Raw genomic sequence first — 15,850 nt, 5'->3', positions numbered from 1 at the left:
GTTGTTTTCAGGGTGTTGTCTTTAGGGGCGGTAGCGACCACCGAAGCTGTAGCGGTTACCGGAATAGGTGAAGATGCCCTTCATGACGACGCGGCCGTCGACCCAAGTGCGGCGCATTAGTTGCAGGCAGGCTTCCGGTTCGTCGAGTTGCAGAAGGGTGCAGATGTCCTGTGGGGGCATGACGGCAAAGACCACATGTTCGATCTCTTCCGGCCCGGCGATGCCGTAAAGATGGCGGTGCGGATTGATGCGGGTGAAATCTTGTTCCAGATAATCCGGGGCGAAATGCGGAGAGACGTAGCGCTCTTCAAGCTGAAGAGGCACATCGTCTTCATAATGGACGATTAGGGAGCGGAATAGGCGTGTGCCGGGGCGTTGTTCGAACGCCGTGGCCAGATCGCTGTCGGCGCGCACCGTCTCTACCGCGATGACTTCGGCTCGGTGCTGGTGGCCGCTGGCGACGATGTCGTCGATGATGTCGCGGATTTCCAGAAGTTCGACGCGTTTGGCAGGCTGGGCCACGAATGTGCCGACCCCCTGTGCCCGGCGGACGATCCCTTCGGCTGTCAGTTCCCGCAACGCCCGGTGGATCGTCATGCGGGAAATGCCGAGCTGTTCGACGAATTCATGTTCGGAGGGAAGGCGGTGGCCGACTTTCCATTCCCCGCAGTCGATCCGTTCGATGATGAAGGCTTTCACCTGCTCGTAACGTGCGATGGTCTTCGTCTTGTCCAGGATCTGCGACACGGCGCCCGCTGCCTTTTCTTCTCTTGAGGACTGGTCTGCCCTCTGTGGGCGGGAGAGCATTTCTGATCCTGCCGGGTTGTTGTACTTACATATGAGACACCCCCCTAAGCAGGCGTATGACCATATGAAGCCGGATCCGGAAAATGACAATCTTTTCCCGCTGTCCCGTGGGCCGCAGCCAGTTGAAAACCTCGTCGCGCAGACGTGGAAAAACGGTGGCGGTCTAACGCGGGTCATTGTTTCTGGCGAAGAGTGGCGTCTGAGTGTGGCGGAGATTACGCAGGATGGTGCTTTCTCGCGGTTTCCGGGAATTTCGAGGCAGATTGCGCTGCTGACGGGGCAGGGCGTGCGACTTCGTCTTTCGGACGGGACGGAGCGGGAAGTCGTCCGGGTCGGGGAAATTCTGACGTTTTCCGGCGATCTGGATGTGGAAGCCGTTCTGGTGGATGGGCCGGTTCAGGTGGTGAACCTGATGTATCCCGTCTCCCGCGCGTGTCGGATGGAGGCGGTCCGAGGCGGAGATGCGCTGAGTTTTGAGGCACCTGCAGGAGCCGCGCTGGTTGTTGCGCAGGGGGGGGGGGTGTTTGAGGGGGCGTCGGGGCAGCCCCACATTTTCCGGGCCGGGGCGTATCTGGTGCTGCCGGATGGGGGCGGGAGAGTAAGATCAGATGAGGGTGGCCTTTTGTACTGCGCCGCCCCCGTCTGAGTATCGGGAGCCTTCTGGGCGCCAGTCTGCGGCAGCGGTCAGCAAAGGTTCGATGGCGGCGGAAAGGTTAGCGGCGGCCTGAAGGTCGATGGGCCAGGGGGCCTGCTCTGAGGCGAGGTAGGTGGACTGGGCGATTTCGAGCTGGATGGTGTGGATGTTGTCCTCTGGCTGGCCGTAATGACGCGTTGTGTAGCCGCCTTTGAATCGGCCGTCGCGGACATGGGTGTAGGCGGTGAGCGTTTCTGCGCGGGCGATAAGCGTTTCGGCCAGTGAGGGTGCGCAGGAGGCCCCGCTGTTGGTGCCGAAGTTCAGGTCCGGCAGACGCCCTTCGAATAGCCTGGGGATTTCGGAGCAGATGGAATGGGCATCCCACAGGATCGCCCATCCGAACTGTTCCCGGAGGCGCATCAGTTCGGCCTGTACGGCGTCGTGATAGGGCTGCCAGTACTGGTCTGTCCGTGCGGCGATTTCGTCGGCATCCGGCTCCTGACCGTCCTGATAGATGGGCTGTCCATCAAAGCCCAGCAGCGGCACCAGACCCGTGCTGGGCCGCCCGGCATAGAGGGCGACGTCATCCCGACCTCGGTTCAGGTCCACGACATAACGGGAGAAATTTGCGCGCAGGATGCCGATCCCTTTTGACAGTGCGAAGGCATAGAGATGCTCCATGTACCAGTCGGTATCGGGCAGTTTTCTGCCGCGCGGGGTCATACGCTTTTCCATGCCCGGCGCCAGACGGTCGCCCGCATGGGGGATCGTGATCAGGATCGGGAGGGTGCCGGGGGTAAAGGAGAAAACGGTCGTCATGGTTGTGATCCGGGAAATCTCAGGCAGCTATCAGGGGCGCAGGGTTGCATGAAAAGCCCTGGTCAGGCGGGCTTCGTCGGGGTGGTGACCATCGGTGATGCGCCATTGTCCGGCGCACATGACGTGGCGGACGGGGGGGCTTGAAGTGGCGAAAATGGCGGAATCGAGAATGTCGTCGTTCTGAAGATCGGGCAGGGACAGGGCCTGTTCGTCGAGGACGCACAGATCGGCGCGGGCGCCGGGTTGCAGACCGCTGAGGGGCAGGCCGGTGGCCTGCGCGCCCCCGGCGAGGCTCTGGCGGTACAGCCATGCGCCGATCGACCCCTTGTGGTCCGGGGGGAGGGCCACGCAGCGTTTCTGGCTTTGCAGACGCAGGCCATATTCCAGAAGACGGAGCTCTTCCCATGGGCTGAGCAGGACATTGCTGTCGCTGCCGATGCCGAAGTGCCCTGACTGAGCGACATAGGCTTCGAACGGGAAAATGCCGTCTCCCAGATTGGCTTCCGTGATCGGGCAGAGACCGGCCACGGCCTCGGAGCGGGCGATGGCGGTGACTTCCGCGGCCGAGAGATGGGTGGCGTGGACGAGGCACCAGCGGGCATCGACGGGCAGATGACACATCAGATGTTCTACGGGGCGCTGTCCCGTAACGGAGAGGCAGGTTTCCACCTCGCGCTGCTGTTCGGCGATGTGGATATGGATCGGGGCGGCGGGGCCTGCTGCGTGGAGCAGGTCGCCGAGGGTGTGGATGTCCACGGCGCGGAGGGAGTGCAGGCCTATCCCTGCTGTCACCAGTTGTGAGCCGCGCCAGTCGGATTGGAGGTCGGACAGGATGCGGGCGATCGTGTCCGGGGTGCTGGCGAAGCGTTTCTGGGCGTCGTTCAGCGGGCTGCCGTCAAACCCGCCACGGGCGTAGAGGGTGGGAAGGAGCGTGATGCCGATGCCTGCATCGGTGGCGGCTGCGGCGACGCGTGAGGACATTTCGGCCGGGGACGTATAGGGGCGTCCGTCGACAGCGTTGTGCAGGTAATGGAACTCGGCAACCTGCGTATAACCGGCCTTGAGCATCTGCATATACAGGAAGGCGGCCACGTCCTGCATCTGCTCCGGGGAGATGCGGTGTGCGAGCTGGTACATGCGCGTGCGCCATGTCCAGAAGGTGTCGTCCGGGTTCTGTCTCCGCTCCGCCAGCCCTGCCATGGCGCGCTGGAAGGCGTGGGAATGCAGGCTGATCTGCGGAGGCACGACCATGTCCAGAAGCTGCATATCCGGGCCAGGTGTACTGTCGGGGGTGAGGGAGGCGAACGTCCCGTCAGCGGCGATGGTGATCTGGACGTTGCGGCGCCACCCCTGTGGCAGGAGGGCCTGTTTTGCAAACACTTCGGTCATCACGAAATTCCAGGTTGCAGGAGGGGAAGCGCTTTGGGCAAGCAGGTTCCGTTATCCAGCCAGGATCATAATGGGATTGACTGATATGTATATACATATATCACCATAACCGGAACAATTCGGAGAAGAACCATGTGGGACGTCCTTTGGCTCAATGTCCATCTTGCGACGGGTGATGAGGCTCTTGTCACGGCCGGGGATGGGTATGGATGTATCCGCAATGGCGCCGTGGGCGTGCGCGACGGGGCGATCTGCTGGATTGGCGCGCAGGCGGATCTGCCGGATGTGTCGGAAAATCTGGCCATCCGGAACGAAGACGGGCGTGGCGGCTGGCTGACGCCGGGGCTGATCGATGCACATACGCATGTCGTGTTTGCGGGCGATCGCAGTCGTGAGTTCGCGGAAAGGCTGAACGGGGCGTCCTATGAGGAGATTGCGCGCAAGGGCGGCGGTATTCTCTCGACGGTTGCGGCGACGCGCGCGGCATCGGAGCAGGAGCTTCTGGAGGCGTCCCTCAAGCGGGTGCGTACGATGATCCGCGAAGGCACCACGACTCTGGAAGTGAAGTCAGGCTACGGACTGACCCTTGCGGACGAACTCAAACAGTTGCGGGTGGCGCGGGCGATCGGTGAGCAGCTGCCGGTCCGTGTGCACAAGACGTTTCTAGGCGCGCATGCGGTGCCGCCCGAATATCAGGGACGTGCGGACGCGTATGTGACGTTTCTTGTCGAAGAAGTTCTGCCGGTTCTTCATGAAGAAAAGTTGGTTGATAGCGTGGATGCGTTCTGCGAGACGATCGCCTTTTCACCCGCCCAGACGGAAATCCTGTTCGATGCGGCCCAGAAGCTTGGACTGCCCGTCCGCATCCATGCCGAGCAGCTTTCTCTGGGCGGAGGGACGGTTCTGGCTGCGCGGTATCACGGGTTGTCTGCGGATCATCTGGAATATGCGGATGAGCAGGCTGTCATGAGCATGGCGCGTCATGGGACGGTTGCGATGCTGCTTCCCGGCGCATTCTATTTCATCCGCGAAAAGCAGCTTCCGCCTGTCGCATTGCTGCGTGAGCATGGCGTGGGTATCGGTCTGGCGACAGACTGCAATCCGGGGACGTCCCCTGTTCTGAGCCTGACAGCGGTCATGAACATGGGATGCACGCTGTTTCGTCTGACGCCCGAGGAGAGTTTCCGGGCGGTGACGTCTGTGGGCGCGCGGGCTCTGGGATTGGGGCAGCAGGTGGGTATGCTGCGTCAGGGGATGCGGGCGGATATGGCGTTGTGGGATGTAACGGGCCCGCATGAACTGTCTTACTGGGTGGGGGGGCTGCGCCCCTCGCGACTGGTTCATGCAGGGGTATGTATTTAGGATCTGTCCGAGTATTTGCAGTACAATTTAGGAATAGATAATCCGAGGGAAAATCTAAAAATCTGTAACAATTCCACAGATTTCTTTCAAAAATGAACGGCAGCGAAAATTCAGTTGTGAATTGCCTCAGACATGCAGAAACTCCTGAGACAATGCTTTGTCGGGATGACGGCAAGGAGGGGTAGACTGTCTGCTTTTGGGTATGAACCTTTGGAAGCAGAAGTCACCACCAATTCCGGGACCAAATATCTAGTTGTCATGTGCAATATGAAGAGGCCGTGTCTTGTTTGAATCAGCCGGACAAATTGCCTTGAGTTGAGCGTCAAGTCCACTCAAACGGGCCAAAAGCGCTTCAACATCAAAGAGATCGGACGACTTGCTGGGACCTTATTTGCTGGAATGATTGTCCGTCCGTAGAAACAGCAGAATAGCTTCAAGCACCTGCCATCGGTTCTTTTCCATAATCACCATATGCGTTCCTTCCCCAATCTCTGTCCATCGTCGGTACGGGGCATTGAGAAAACGTTGAAACAGGTTTCCCATCTGTTGAATGGTCACATCGAGATCCCACTCAGCGTGAAGGAGAAGAACCGGGACCGTGACCTCTTCGGGGTTGTAAAGAGATTTTCCAGTGGACCAGTAGTCACGTATGTCCTGAATCACCCCCGCAGGTGCCCGGATCACTCCCTCATGTTCTGCTGGATCACTGGCAAGAATAACTGCGGCCCACTGTTCAAACCATCCTACCGGAAGGATCTCTTCGCGTTTCTGCTCAGGTGCACCTTCCAACCAGCGCTGACGGAAAGTCTGAACATCGAAACGTCGATAAGCGTGTATGGGGCCGCCAGGATCCAGACGTGAAACGCCGTCATTGATCCATTGCGGTGCAATTAGCGTCAGGTTCTCTACCTTGTCATTGTGCGTCGCCGTATACGCGCCAGTAATCGTGCCACCCCAGGACATTCCGATCAGGCAAAGGCGCGGGAGGGCGAGCGTCCCAAGAAGATAATCAACAGCTGTAGTTAGATCGCGTATTGCTGTTTCGGTCCTGACCTGAGGCGGGGCATCTTCAGGCGTACCTTCCATTCCAGCAGGCCGTGTTGATCCTCCGAAACCCCGCACATTGAGTGCGTAAACGTCGAACCCTTCCTGGGCGAGGATATCCATGAAGGCCCCCTCTCCAACAGGCACATCGAAAAGACTTTCGGACGGGAGTGTCGCACCATGCATCAACAGGATCGTCCGCTGCGACCCGAATATCTGGATATCCGAACGCCTTTTATGGCGTAGATGAAGCCAGATATCGGCCGTATCACTCGGAATGAACAGGTTTTTCGTAAGCAGATTTGTCATTTGGCGTCCTCCGCGTCCGACTGTGCAAATTCCCACGCAAATCCTGCTGCACGGCGCCTGACATAGCCGGCACCTGTTTCGGCGAAGTGACTGGTAAAGCAAAGGCTCCCGGTGTCCGCTGCTTCTTCAAGAAACCACCGCCGCGAACGCTCGGCAGGCTGAACGAACTCACAGTAAACGGACCGTAGATCTGGACGATAAACCTGTAGAGGATGATGCATGACATCTCCTGTAAACCACGCCTCCGCACCGTCTGACCGCAACCGGATCGAGGCATGATCAATGCTGTGGCCGGGGGTAGGATGAAAGGAGAAGCCCGCAAGAACCTCTTGACCGTCGATTATAATCGCTTCTCCAAGCCCAGCTTCGATGACGGGGAGCATGCTGTCTGCATAGACGCGCGGTAGCGGGTGATGATCTGGGCGTCCCAATATCTCCGGGGGCAGATCCGGTGCAGGGTCAATACGGTCATTGCTTGCACCGTATCGGGCCTCGATGGCCGAGAAGATATGACGGGCTTTCGGAAAGGTCGGCACCCATTTTCCGTGGTGCAGGTGCGTATTCCATCCGACATGATCTGCATGAATATGCGTATGCAAGACGACATCAACCTGCTCCGGCTGTACGCCTGCTGCCGCAAGATGTTCGAGAAATGGTGTATGCAGATGGTCCAATGCTGGCGCGGCCGGTAACGGCTTGTCGTTGCCGGTGGCGGTGTCAATCAGAAGATTGAGGCCAGCAACCTGAACAAGCCACGCATGTGTTCCTTGCGAGACCGTACCGGTCACGGGGTTAAAAGACCCTGACGTCAAGGCCGAACCAAAGACTGCAAGTGCCTCTGCATCAATGTCCGGATACAGTTTTTGGGGATCTGCATTGTCCCAGTGAAGTTCCGGAATGCGCATGATACGGGCGCTACCTACTTGAAAAGCGGCTGTCATGATTGACCCAATGCGATTGTTTTGCGTCGCATCAGAAGTTAGGGTGCGTCTAAACATCACACAAATCGATCTGAAACATGAAGCCCATTGATCATTTCAATCTTAGGTCTTTCGACCTTAACCTTCTGATTGCTTTTGACGCACTTGTTTCAGAGCGCGGCGTCACAAAAGCGGCGCATCGCCTTCGTATCCAGCAGCCAGCAATGAGCCATGCACTCGCCACTCTCCGGATGTTGCTGGGGGATGATGTGCTCGTCAGAACAGGCGCTGTCATGCAGCCGACCGCCAAAGCATCCGCCATGATGCCGCATGTTGGGGACTTGTTGAGGCAGGCTCAGAACATCCTGATGCCCGAGAAACAGTTTGATCCTGCTACGGAGCAGCGGATCTTTCGTTTTGGCTTTTCGTCCGAACTTGAAGTTTTTCTGATGCCAAAACTGATGGCCTATTTGCAACAGAATGCACCCGGAATACGACTGCTGTCACGTGGTTCCCCGCGGAGTGAGGTCTATACGTTGCTGGACACGGGAGCGTTGGATATCGCAGTTGGTTGTTTTGATTTCGGGTTGGAACGCCATTGTGGTGTATCGTTGTACGAGCAGTCTCTTTCCTGCTGCTTTAACCCGGGCCTGATCAATCCGGATGCTGCGCTTACAGTTGAGCGTTATCTTAAACTGCCCCATGTACTCATGACGCTGAAAGATGACATCCAGGGATGCCTGTCAGAGGCGCTGATGAAGATTGGTCAGGAACTCAATGTGGTTCTTGCTGCATCGGATTTTCTGACGGCGCTTGCGGCTGCGGCGGCCGCACCTGTCCTGGCCACACTTCCCAGCCGGATTGCTCAGCAGCATGCCGCGCATTTCGGTTTAACGATCCGTCCCGTTCCACTGGATTTGCGTATCCCGGCAGTATCGATGATCTGGTCGGCCCGCAGTGATCGTGATCCCTCTGCAGTGTGGCTACGTGATGCTGTTACGTCAGTATTGGATGATCATGTCAGATCAAACTATTTGATGGACAATGAAAGCAACATAGGCGGATAAGGTCGCGATCACCCATACAAGACGTACTAAAATATCTGATTTGTTATATTCTCCATTATGAAACCGGACCTTCCGCTTAAAAGATGGGGGAGGTACGGTTTTTGATGTTCAAGTCAGTCAGACGGGCATCGTTTCGTTAAAGTCGCTTTTGCATGACGCGGCGACAAAAGCCCTTGCGACAAGGCCTGTTCAGCTTCGGAGCAATCCGAGGGGTGATCACTGGCCCATACGACGAAGCCGTCAGGACGAATGAGCAGGGCGCATAAGCCTAGGCGATCATTTACACCGACGTCGATATAGGAAAGTCGGTGTTGATAGCGAACGGCGAGTTCATGCAAGCATAAACTTTCGCCAAAATCGAGCAGCACCGCTTTCCCTCGTCGAAGATGTTCGTTCAGGCGCGTCCCGTCGTTCAGCCCGAAATCGGGTGCACTCCGCCCCACCAGAGGATGATCATCACCCAGGTTGTAGCGCACGCCAATCCCCCACACCCGTTCGGCCATATAGGTTGCCCCATCCCGCGTCGTGGCCAAGTCATGCATAATGGCTCGCAATGCACGGGAACCCTGATTCGGCCGCATCAGCGTGACCTGCGCGCGGGACCAGTCAAGGACCTGCTCGGCTACCGGACGTCTTTCATTATGGTAGCTATCCAGCAGGGCGGGAGCGGCGTCCCTGCGGATTGTTGACGCTAGCTTCCACCCCAGATTTATCGCATCACCGAAACCGAGGTTAAGGCCCTGCCCACCCAGGGGCGAATGAATGTGTGCTGCGTCACCAGCCAGAAGCAAACGCCCCTTTCGGTAATCAGAGGCGAGAAAAGCCCGATCGGTCCAGGTCGTCGCAAGGCCGAGCGCCCTGACCTCCACTTCGGTGCCGGAGATGCGCCGCAGGACCGTTTGTATGTGATCGCGTGTGATTGCTTGGTTCCTGTGACAGGCACCTCCATCGAATTCGACCATTCTGATCATGTCAGGGGGATCAAAGATGTAGGTTCCAGTCGGCGTGTCGTGATGACCTGCGGGGAGGATGTGCGGCTCGGCAAGATCCACCCTGGCGAAGTAGCCCGTGAACTCGGGTTCTGTCCCGGTGAAGCCGAAGCCTGCAGCTTTCCGGACGATGCTTCGTCCGCCATCGCAGGCGACAAGCCAGTTTCCTCGAAAAACAGTCTCGCCAGCCCAGACACTGACATCGTTATCCGTAGCGTGAATTTCTGAGACACATATCCCGTAACTGACCACAACCCCCAGTGTCAGGGCGCGATCCTTCAGGACCGCTTCAATACTTTCCAGATCGGCAGCCATTGGGCTGATCGTGGACGGCAGACGATAAGCCCACTGTGTTTGATCAATCTGATCCATAAAAAAGTCGATGCCCGCGAAATGTCCGGCAGGCTGACGTGTCTGCCTCATCCACGACGCAGCCGATGCGATGTCCTGTTCCGGGATACGCGCTTTGAGGGGCATCAGCAGGCCACGCCGGTCAAAAATTTCCATCGTTGCGACGGAAAGGCCGCGTAATCCGAAAGGAGCGAGCTTCAAGGGAGTGCTGGCATCGGCCGCCTGTTCAAGGATCTGCACTGAACACCCAGCCAGCGCCAGCTCGCAGGCCAGAAAAAGACCAACGGGCCCTGCACCGATAATCAGGACATCGCAGGTCGCAAAGAGGGGATCAGACATTTTTTTACTCCGGGGTCATCGTCCGACCGGAGCGTTTCTCGGACCTGAGCCCCGCTGGGACGAACGGACGAGTACTTGCAGTACCCTTCGTTCGTCGCGGGGGCCTCAGGCACGAAGCCAAAGACCAGAGCTTCCATTACTGGAAGGACTTGGGCTTACCAGACCAAGCCTGCCTTTTCCGACGCACTCTTTCTAGCGCTGCGGCTCTCCTGACACAACAGATGTTGCCGAGCAGCGGGGGCCCTGTACGGTTCGGCCCGGCATGCCTGTTGCCAAACATCACCGCATCAGGTCATCAGCGAAGCGGCGCAGAAGCGACCTTAACTGATCAAGATCTTCGTCAGTCCAGTCGACGAGAATGCGGTTGGCTAGCCTCTCGCGCGCCGCGTTGAGCAGGTCTACCATTTCCTGTCCTTTTCCTGTCACTGTCGCTTCGCGAACACGCCTGTCTGTTATGGACGGCTTGCGCTCAATGAGGCCCAGTTCCTCCAGCTTGCTCATCTGTCGGCTGATGGTCGTATGATCGCGGCCCGTCCGATCCGCGAGTTCGACCACACCGATCGGACCGTAGCGCCACACACGTGCCAGAAGCGGAAACAGGGCCCGATCCAGAGGAATACCCGCTTCTTCGATCAGACGATCATCCCGACGCGGCCGGTTGATTTCATCGACCAGATCGATGATCGCGGCATGGAGTCCCCGCAGGATCTCAGAATCGTGTGCATTATTCACGTTTTTTGTTGCCTTCGATGCGGAGCCTATATATGTGAATATTACACATTAACTCGCGGAGCTGCCAGTGTCTTTCGATACAGACGTCCTGATCTCGGGTGCGGGGGCTGCGGGCCTGACACTAGCCATCGACCTCGCCCGACGTGGAATTTCGTTCCGACTGATCGAGCAGAACGCGCAGCCGTTCAGCGGGGCGCGCGGCAAGGGCATCCAGCCTCGGACGATGGAGATTTTCGAGGATCTCGGCATCGTCGATCGTATGGCTGCGGCAGGCGGCTCCTATCCGCCGCTCTGTCAGTATCGTCCTGATGGAACCCATAAAATGTCGCTTCTGACGGAAGCGGACGTTTTTCCGGCCCCAGCCGAGCCCTATGCGGCACCACTGATGCTGCCGCAGTTCGCCACCGAAGCCGTCATGCGGGAGCGGCTTGCCGAACTGGGCCATCATCCACATTTTGGGACACAGTTGGTCGGTTTCCAGCCGGACAATGATGGCGTTACGGCGAGGATCGAACAGCAAGGCGGCGAGCAGGTTATCCGCGCCCGGTTCCTCGTCGGGACCGATGGTGGCCGCAGCTTCGTGCGCCATGCATTGGCGATCGATTTTCCGGGAGAAGCACTGGGCGTGCGTGCAATCGTTGCCGATGTGCGGCTGGAGGGACTTGATCGGTCCGCCTGGCATCGGTTCCAGTTTGATTCACCCGAAACACAGGTGATGATCTGTCCTCTGGCGGGGACGAACCTGTTCCAGATTCAGGCTCCTGTGGCTCTGGACGGAGAGGTCGATCTGTCTCCGGCCGGGCTGACCGCGCTCATTGAAGACAGGACCGGCAGAGGGGACATTACGGTCCGTTCGGTCTCCTGGTCGTCGGTTTATACGATGAGTGCGCGTCTGGCCGATCGCTATCGGATCGGGCGCGTCTTCCTTGCGGGGGACGCCGCGCATGTTCACCCGCCAACCGGCGGTCAGGGCCTCAATACCAGCGTTCAGGACGCCTATAATCTCGGCTGGAAGCTTGCGTCCGTGCTCTCGGGGGCATCGGAAGCGCTGCTCGACAGCTACGAGGCAGAGCGTCGGCCGATCGCATTGAACATGCTGCGTCTCGCGACGCGGCTGCTCGGGGAAGTCAAGCAGGGCACCATGCGACGCGATCGCGAGGTGCGGCAGCTCGACCTCGGCTATCGCGGTTCATCATTGAACGTGCCCGGTTCGGTGGGCGGCAAAGTGCAGGCGGGCGATCGCGCCCCTGATGCGCCCTGTCGTGGACAGGCGGGGCAACCGACACGGTTGTTCACGGTTTTTCAAGGGCCACACTGGACCTTGCTCGGCTACCAGCCGCACGACCGGCCGTCGGCCATCGCGGGTTTCCGGATCGTCACCATTGGCGCGGGGCATGAACTCGTCGATGGAGAGGGCGATATCGCTGAAGCATACGGGATCGAACCCGGTCAGTGGGTGCTCGTGCGTCCGGACGGTTACATCGCCGGAATTATCCCTTCTGACGACCTGGAGGCGCAGCTGTCGCGCTATCTGGCCCATGTGCTGCCATCCCGCCCGACCGTTACGCTTAGAGGGGCATGATGGGGGGAAGCAGACTGTGTGATATCTGGATCAAAAAAACAGGTTAGCGACCGTGACCTGCTCGCCCTTTTTGATTGCGGCATATTAGGTGTGACAAGAGTGCACAATGCCTTCAAAGGAATTTTTATTTGTTCTCGCTGAAAAGTCCTCAAGCCGATTCAGTTCGTGCGCAATATTCCACACGCATAGCATTTCTTATTGCAGGCTTCGCAGGAGCCGCGTGGGCACCGATTATTCCTTATGTAAAATTTCGATGTGGTCTGAGTGATGCCCATCTAGGACTTTTACTGCTGTGCCTTGGTGCAGGCTCGATCGTATCCATGCCGGCAGCTGGAAGTCTGGCGGGTCGCTATGGTTGTCGTGGGATCATTGCCATTGCAACCCTCGCTATCTGTGCTGCTCTTCCAGTTCTGGCCTCTTCTGCTTCGATACCTCTTTTGGCGACTGCACTGGTCGTGTTTGGAGCGGGCGTTGGAACCATTGATTGCGTCGTTAATATTCAGGCCGTCATTGTTGAGCGTGCATGCAAACGGACAATGATGTCCGGTTTTCATGGCCTTTTCAGTGTGGGAGGTCTGCTTGGAGCGGTAGCTGTCAGTAGCCTGCTCAGTCTTGGCCTCTCTCCAACCATCACGACTGTATCTGTCGCAGCCTTGTTAGTTCTGAGCGCTATTCTTGCTCTGCCGGGACTGCTTACGGGGCGGACCAATTCGGAAGAAAGTGCGTCGTTTGTATTGCCCCATGGCGTCGTTTTCGCGATTGGCATGATATGTTTCATTGTATTTCTGACTGAAGGTGCAGCCATAGATTGGAGTGCTGTTTTTCTTGCGACCGAACGCCATATTGATGTGCGGTACACAGGATTAGGGTATGTTGCATTTGCGTGCACTATGACTTTGGGCCGACTGTCCGGAGATTATCTTGTAAATCGTGTTTCGGGGCGTTTCCTAGTTACAGGCGGCAGCTTATTAGCTGCGTTTGGAATGACCCTGATTACAGTCGTACCTATATGGCAGCTCACTTTATTTGGTTATGCCCTCGTAGGAGCAGGATGTGCCAATGTTGTTCCGATCCTTTATTCGGCAGTGGGACGACAGCGTTATATGCCCGAACACCTTGCTGTCTCTGCCATCACAACCCTTGGATACTCAGGAATTCTGGCCGGTCCTGCCGCTCTCGGGTTTATCGCTCAGATCACTGACCTGTCACTTGCACTTGCCATTGTGGGAGGTCTTTTGGCTGTGGTTTCTGTTATGGGAATGCTGATCCCTCCGACACTGCTGCAAAACAGGTCGTCTTAGTTCTCCGCCCGAAATCTAAATGATCCAGTCCGATCTTCATGACGATATGTCTCATTCCAAAAGTTCAGGTTGAGATCACCAGACGTAAATTTGGCCATTTTTGATTGTCAGATCATCCTCGTAAGAGAGGCGTTCCCTTGCCAGTCTTGATCGGTCTGCACCGGAACGGCGTCTCCGCGGTCTTGGTGGACCATCCATATCCAATCTTGCAATGTCTGCTTTGCAAACAGAAGCACAGAGATTTTTGCGCCCGAGATGAAGGCGCAAATAGCAGGTCCGCTTACGCCTCATGTTAGTCGTTCTAGTATCGATAGCAGCTTCCTAAAAGCGGACGTGATTTATCTCGACAATCTTCAGTCCATCGGATATGCGGTCCCAATTTTTGCATCAAGTGTAGTTAGAGCTTATTTTTTGAATTTCCCTTCATAAGGAAGATGACTTGGGGTCAATATTAGGCTCCTCATCAATGAATCGAACAACACGGTCTTTGAAATCATCTGAACTTCTAAGCGTATTCTGGATACGCTTTAGAGACTTACTCTTTAATTTCTCACATTTATTCCGTGTCATAACATCGTATATATCCCCGGTGATGGCGTCTAATTTTAAATTATTATCATAATCGTGGCCATGTAATACTGAAGGCCAGTCATCAGAATCTGTCTTGTGGAAAGACCACTTGTGGCCTTTAACCTTTATTTGTTTTTCAGTCAGTCCACGAGGAACATCGAATTTTTCTTCAATATCATCATCAAAAGTCTCAACTGAAAAAATCACTGGAGACGGCTGATTTTCAGGAAGTAATGCCAGTCCTTTAGCAAACCAACTTAAGGGCACCATCCAATCATCACCAGCCTCATACTGCATATGAAGCTTTACGATTGTTTTATCCCCATCTTTCTCAAATTTTCCGGCTATTTTCCCGTTATACTCAATTTCATTAGTTTGATTTCTAAATTTTAAAACCATATCGGTCTCCGTTTTTGTCGTTGTGCATATTAAATATGAGGCATAGCACAAAATATTCTTACTATAAAAACAATTTCGATAGGTATTCAGCGTAAATTCTTCTTTTTTTATTGTATTTTATTGAAAACGTCTGGTGCTAATTTGGAAAGTGCCTGCATTAGCCCGATGCCCATAGGGGTAAATGCGATTCCGCTGTTTAGAGAGCCTTGCAAAATACCTAACCGAGTCAAGTGGTCAAAAACGATTTCAAGGTCGTTGAATTCGAGGGTAGTGGAGTAGAGAGTCTTAACAAACTCTTTTACTTCTGAAATGTCTGTACCTTTCGTCATCCCCTTACAACGTTTGTCGAGGCCCGCATTAAGAGCGTTAGGATAATGCTCAAGAATGTTTTTTTTAACAAAAAAAATGCATAGAGCGTAAAAATCTCGCGGCGACATAGCGTGAATTACGTCTACAAATTCGGGGCGAAGGTAAGCGTTGGCAGCATTTTTTTCGCCCCGATCAAATAAGTCGAGCGCCTTCTTTCCAAGCTGGTCCGCTTCCTCAATAGTTACATCTACCATCACAAACCTCATCAAAAATGTAAAACATGGCAAATATTCTTAATGCCGATATTCTAGTATACCTTTAGAATCTCAACAGGATTCCTGCAATCCTAGCACTCAACATAGGAGGCACGCGGTTTCGGCATTAAGCGCGTGAATAGCCGCTACTTCGGCTTCACGATTTCACAGCAGACATTCCGCCATCCCCCCAATATGCTTGGCGGCTTCATTGCAGACGTCAGGTTACGATCCTTGGTTTGTTCGAAGCAGACGCTGCCAGCAGCGCGCGAGAAACAGTCTGCACTAATTCTTTTGCAGCTTTCTCGCGTTCGATCGGCCGTCCTCAGGCCTTTTCGGGACCGAGGACCTAGCTCAGGATTCTAGCGTCTTGGTCAAAATTTTATGACGCTTCAGCTTAAGGACAAGCAGAAGTTGAATGCCAATTAGAATACCTTCGGTCAGTCCCTTAGCGAAGTCTGACACATGCACGCCGCCAATAAACGAAAATATAATTGCTGGGATCATGACGAAAAACATCAAACGGCGTGTTTTGGCGTCTTGCATGTAATCAATCCTTATCTTTCTATCATGACCGTAAGTAGATTTCATGAGAAAATAAAGTTTTTCCAGTTGATCACGCTCATTTAGGCAAAATGAGCAACCCGCTAAGTGGATTGCGCCGGCTGTCGAC

The 15,850-nt window shown here is 55.7% G+C and carries 15 protein-coding genes; 5 read left to right on the top strand and 10 right to left on the bottom strand.

All coding sequences use genetic code 11. From position 1 onward, the window contains the following. Positions 1 to 21: 21 nt before the first annotated feature. On the bottom strand, positions 22 to 747 hold the full coding sequence (gene hutC, locus KP705_RS12920) for a histidine utilization repressor (protein WP_215764583.1): 726 nt from the start codon (positions 745 to 747) through the stop codon (positions 22 to 24). A gap of 124 nt (positions 748 to 871) precedes the next feature. Between hutC and KP705_RS12915 the strand changes: the two genes are divergently transcribed. Next, positions 872 to 1,453, top strand: a complete 582-nt coding sequence (locus tag KP705_RS12915; RefSeq protein ID WP_215764582.1) for a HutD family protein — start codon at positions 872 to 874, stop codon at positions 1,451 to 1,453. Here the strand turns inward: KP705_RS12915 and hutG are convergent. After that, positions 1,412 to 2,260 (bottom strand): N-formylglutamate deformylase, encoded by an 849-nt coding sequence (gene hutG, locus KP705_RS12910; RefSeq protein ID WP_215764581.1) that lies wholly within the window; start codon positions 2,258 to 2,260, stop codon positions 1,412 to 1,414. The two genes, KP705_RS12915 and hutG, sit on opposite strands and share 42 nt — an antisense overlap. 30 nt (positions 2,261 to 2,290) lie before the next feature. Continuing rightward, positions 2,291 to 3,649: a formimidoylglutamate deiminase gene (locus tag KP705_RS12905; RefSeq protein WP_215764580.1), complete on the bottom strand. Its 1,359-nt coding sequence runs from the start codon at positions 3,647 to 3,649 to the stop codon at positions 2,291 to 2,293. Between the two features lie 132 nt (positions 3,650 to 3,781). Here KP705_RS12905 and hutI point away from each other — a divergent pair, with 132 nt between their 5' ends. Then, entirely contained in the window at positions 3,782 to 5,011 is a 1,230-nt protein-coding gene (gene hutI, locus KP705_RS12900) for an imidazolonepropionase (RefSeq protein ID WP_215764579.1), read from the top strand. Between the two features lie 387 nt (positions 5,012 to 5,398). Here hutI and KP705_RS12895 read toward each other — a convergent pair whose 3' ends face one another. Beyond that, positions 5,399 to 6,364 carry an alpha/beta hydrolase gene (locus KP705_RS12895; protein ID WP_215764578.1) on the bottom strand — a complete coding sequence of 322 codons (966 nt, stop codon included), beginning with the start codon at positions 6,362 to 6,364 and terminating at the stop codon, positions 5,399 to 5,401. Continuing rightward, complete coding sequence (locus KP705_RS12890) at positions 6,361 to 7,305, bottom strand: MBL fold metallo-hydrolase (RefSeq protein ID WP_252348376.1); 945 nt, start codon at positions 7,303 to 7,305, stop codon at positions 6,361 to 6,363. The genes KP705_RS12895 and KP705_RS12890 overlap by 4 nt, the downstream gene beginning before the upstream one ends. Before the next feature lie 77 nt (positions 7,306 to 7,382). Here KP705_RS12890 and KP705_RS12885 point away from each other — a divergent pair, with 77 nt between their 5' ends. Then, complete coding sequence (locus tag KP705_RS12885) at positions 7,383 to 8,351, top strand: LysR substrate-binding domain-containing protein (protein WP_211569615.1); 969 nt, start codon at positions 7,383 to 7,385, stop codon at positions 8,349 to 8,351. Between the two features lie 113 nt (positions 8,352 to 8,464). Here the strand turns inward: KP705_RS12885 and KP705_RS12880 are convergent, their stop codons facing one another. Next, positions 8,465 to 10,030, bottom strand: coding sequence for an FAD-dependent monooxygenase (locus KP705_RS12880; RefSeq protein WP_215764576.1), 1,566 nt, complete (start codon positions 10,028 to 10,030; stop codon positions 8,465 to 8,467). Positions 10,031 to 10,309: 279 nt separating this feature from the next. Continuing rightward, positions 10,310 to 10,762 (bottom strand): MarR family winged helix-turn-helix transcriptional regulator, encoded by a 453-nt coding sequence (locus KP705_RS12875; RefSeq protein ID WP_023941639.1) that lies wholly within the window; start codon positions 10,760 to 10,762, stop codon positions 10,310 to 10,312. Positions 10,763 to 10,829: 67 nt separating this feature from the next. On the opposite strand from KP705_RS12875, the gene KP705_RS12870 reads away from it, so the two are divergent. Continuing rightward, complete coding sequence (locus KP705_RS12870; protein WP_215764575.1) at positions 10,830 to 12,344, top strand: FAD-dependent oxidoreductase; 1,515 nt, start codon at positions 10,830 to 10,832, stop codon at positions 12,342 to 12,344. A 320-nt stretch (positions 12,345 to 12,664) separates the two neighbouring features. Further along, positions 12,665 to 13,645 (top strand): MFS transporter, encoded by a 981-nt coding sequence (locus tag KP705_RS12865; protein ID WP_252348375.1) that lies wholly within the window; start codon positions 12,665 to 12,667, stop codon positions 13,643 to 13,645. A gap of 423 nt (positions 13,646 to 14,068) precedes the next feature. On the opposite strand, the gene KP705_RS12860 is transcribed toward KP705_RS12865, so the two are convergent. The 3 genes from KP705_RS12860 to KP705_RS12850 all read right to left on the bottom strand — a co-directional run bounded on the left by KP705_RS12860 (position 14,069) and on the right by KP705_RS12850 (position 15,768). Then, the gene (locus tag KP705_RS12860; protein ID WP_215764574.1) at positions 14,069 to 14,614 is read right to left on the bottom strand and encodes a hypothetical protein; all 546 of its coding nucleotides are present in this window, start codon (positions 14,612 to 14,614) and stop codon (positions 14,069 to 14,071) included. A gap of 107 nt (positions 14,615 to 14,721) precedes the next feature. Beyond that, positions 14,722 to 15,177 (bottom strand): hypothetical protein, encoded by a 456-nt coding sequence (locus KP705_RS12855; protein ID WP_215764573.1) that lies wholly within the window; start codon positions 15,175 to 15,177, stop codon positions 14,722 to 14,724. A 354-nt stretch (positions 15,178 to 15,531) separates the two neighbouring features. Further along, entirely contained in the window at positions 15,532 to 15,768 is a 237-nt protein-coding gene (locus tag KP705_RS12850; protein WP_215764572.1) for a hypothetical protein, read from the bottom strand. Positions 15,769 to 15,850: the final 82 nt, after the last annotated feature.

This window comes from Gluconobacter sp. P1D12_c, assembly GCF_018812105.1.
Classification (GTDB): domain Bacteria; phylum Pseudomonadota; class Alphaproteobacteria; order Acetobacterales; family Acetobacteraceae; genus Gluconobacter; species Gluconobacter oxydans_A.
This window is presented reverse-complemented; position numbering and strand designations above follow the sequence as displayed.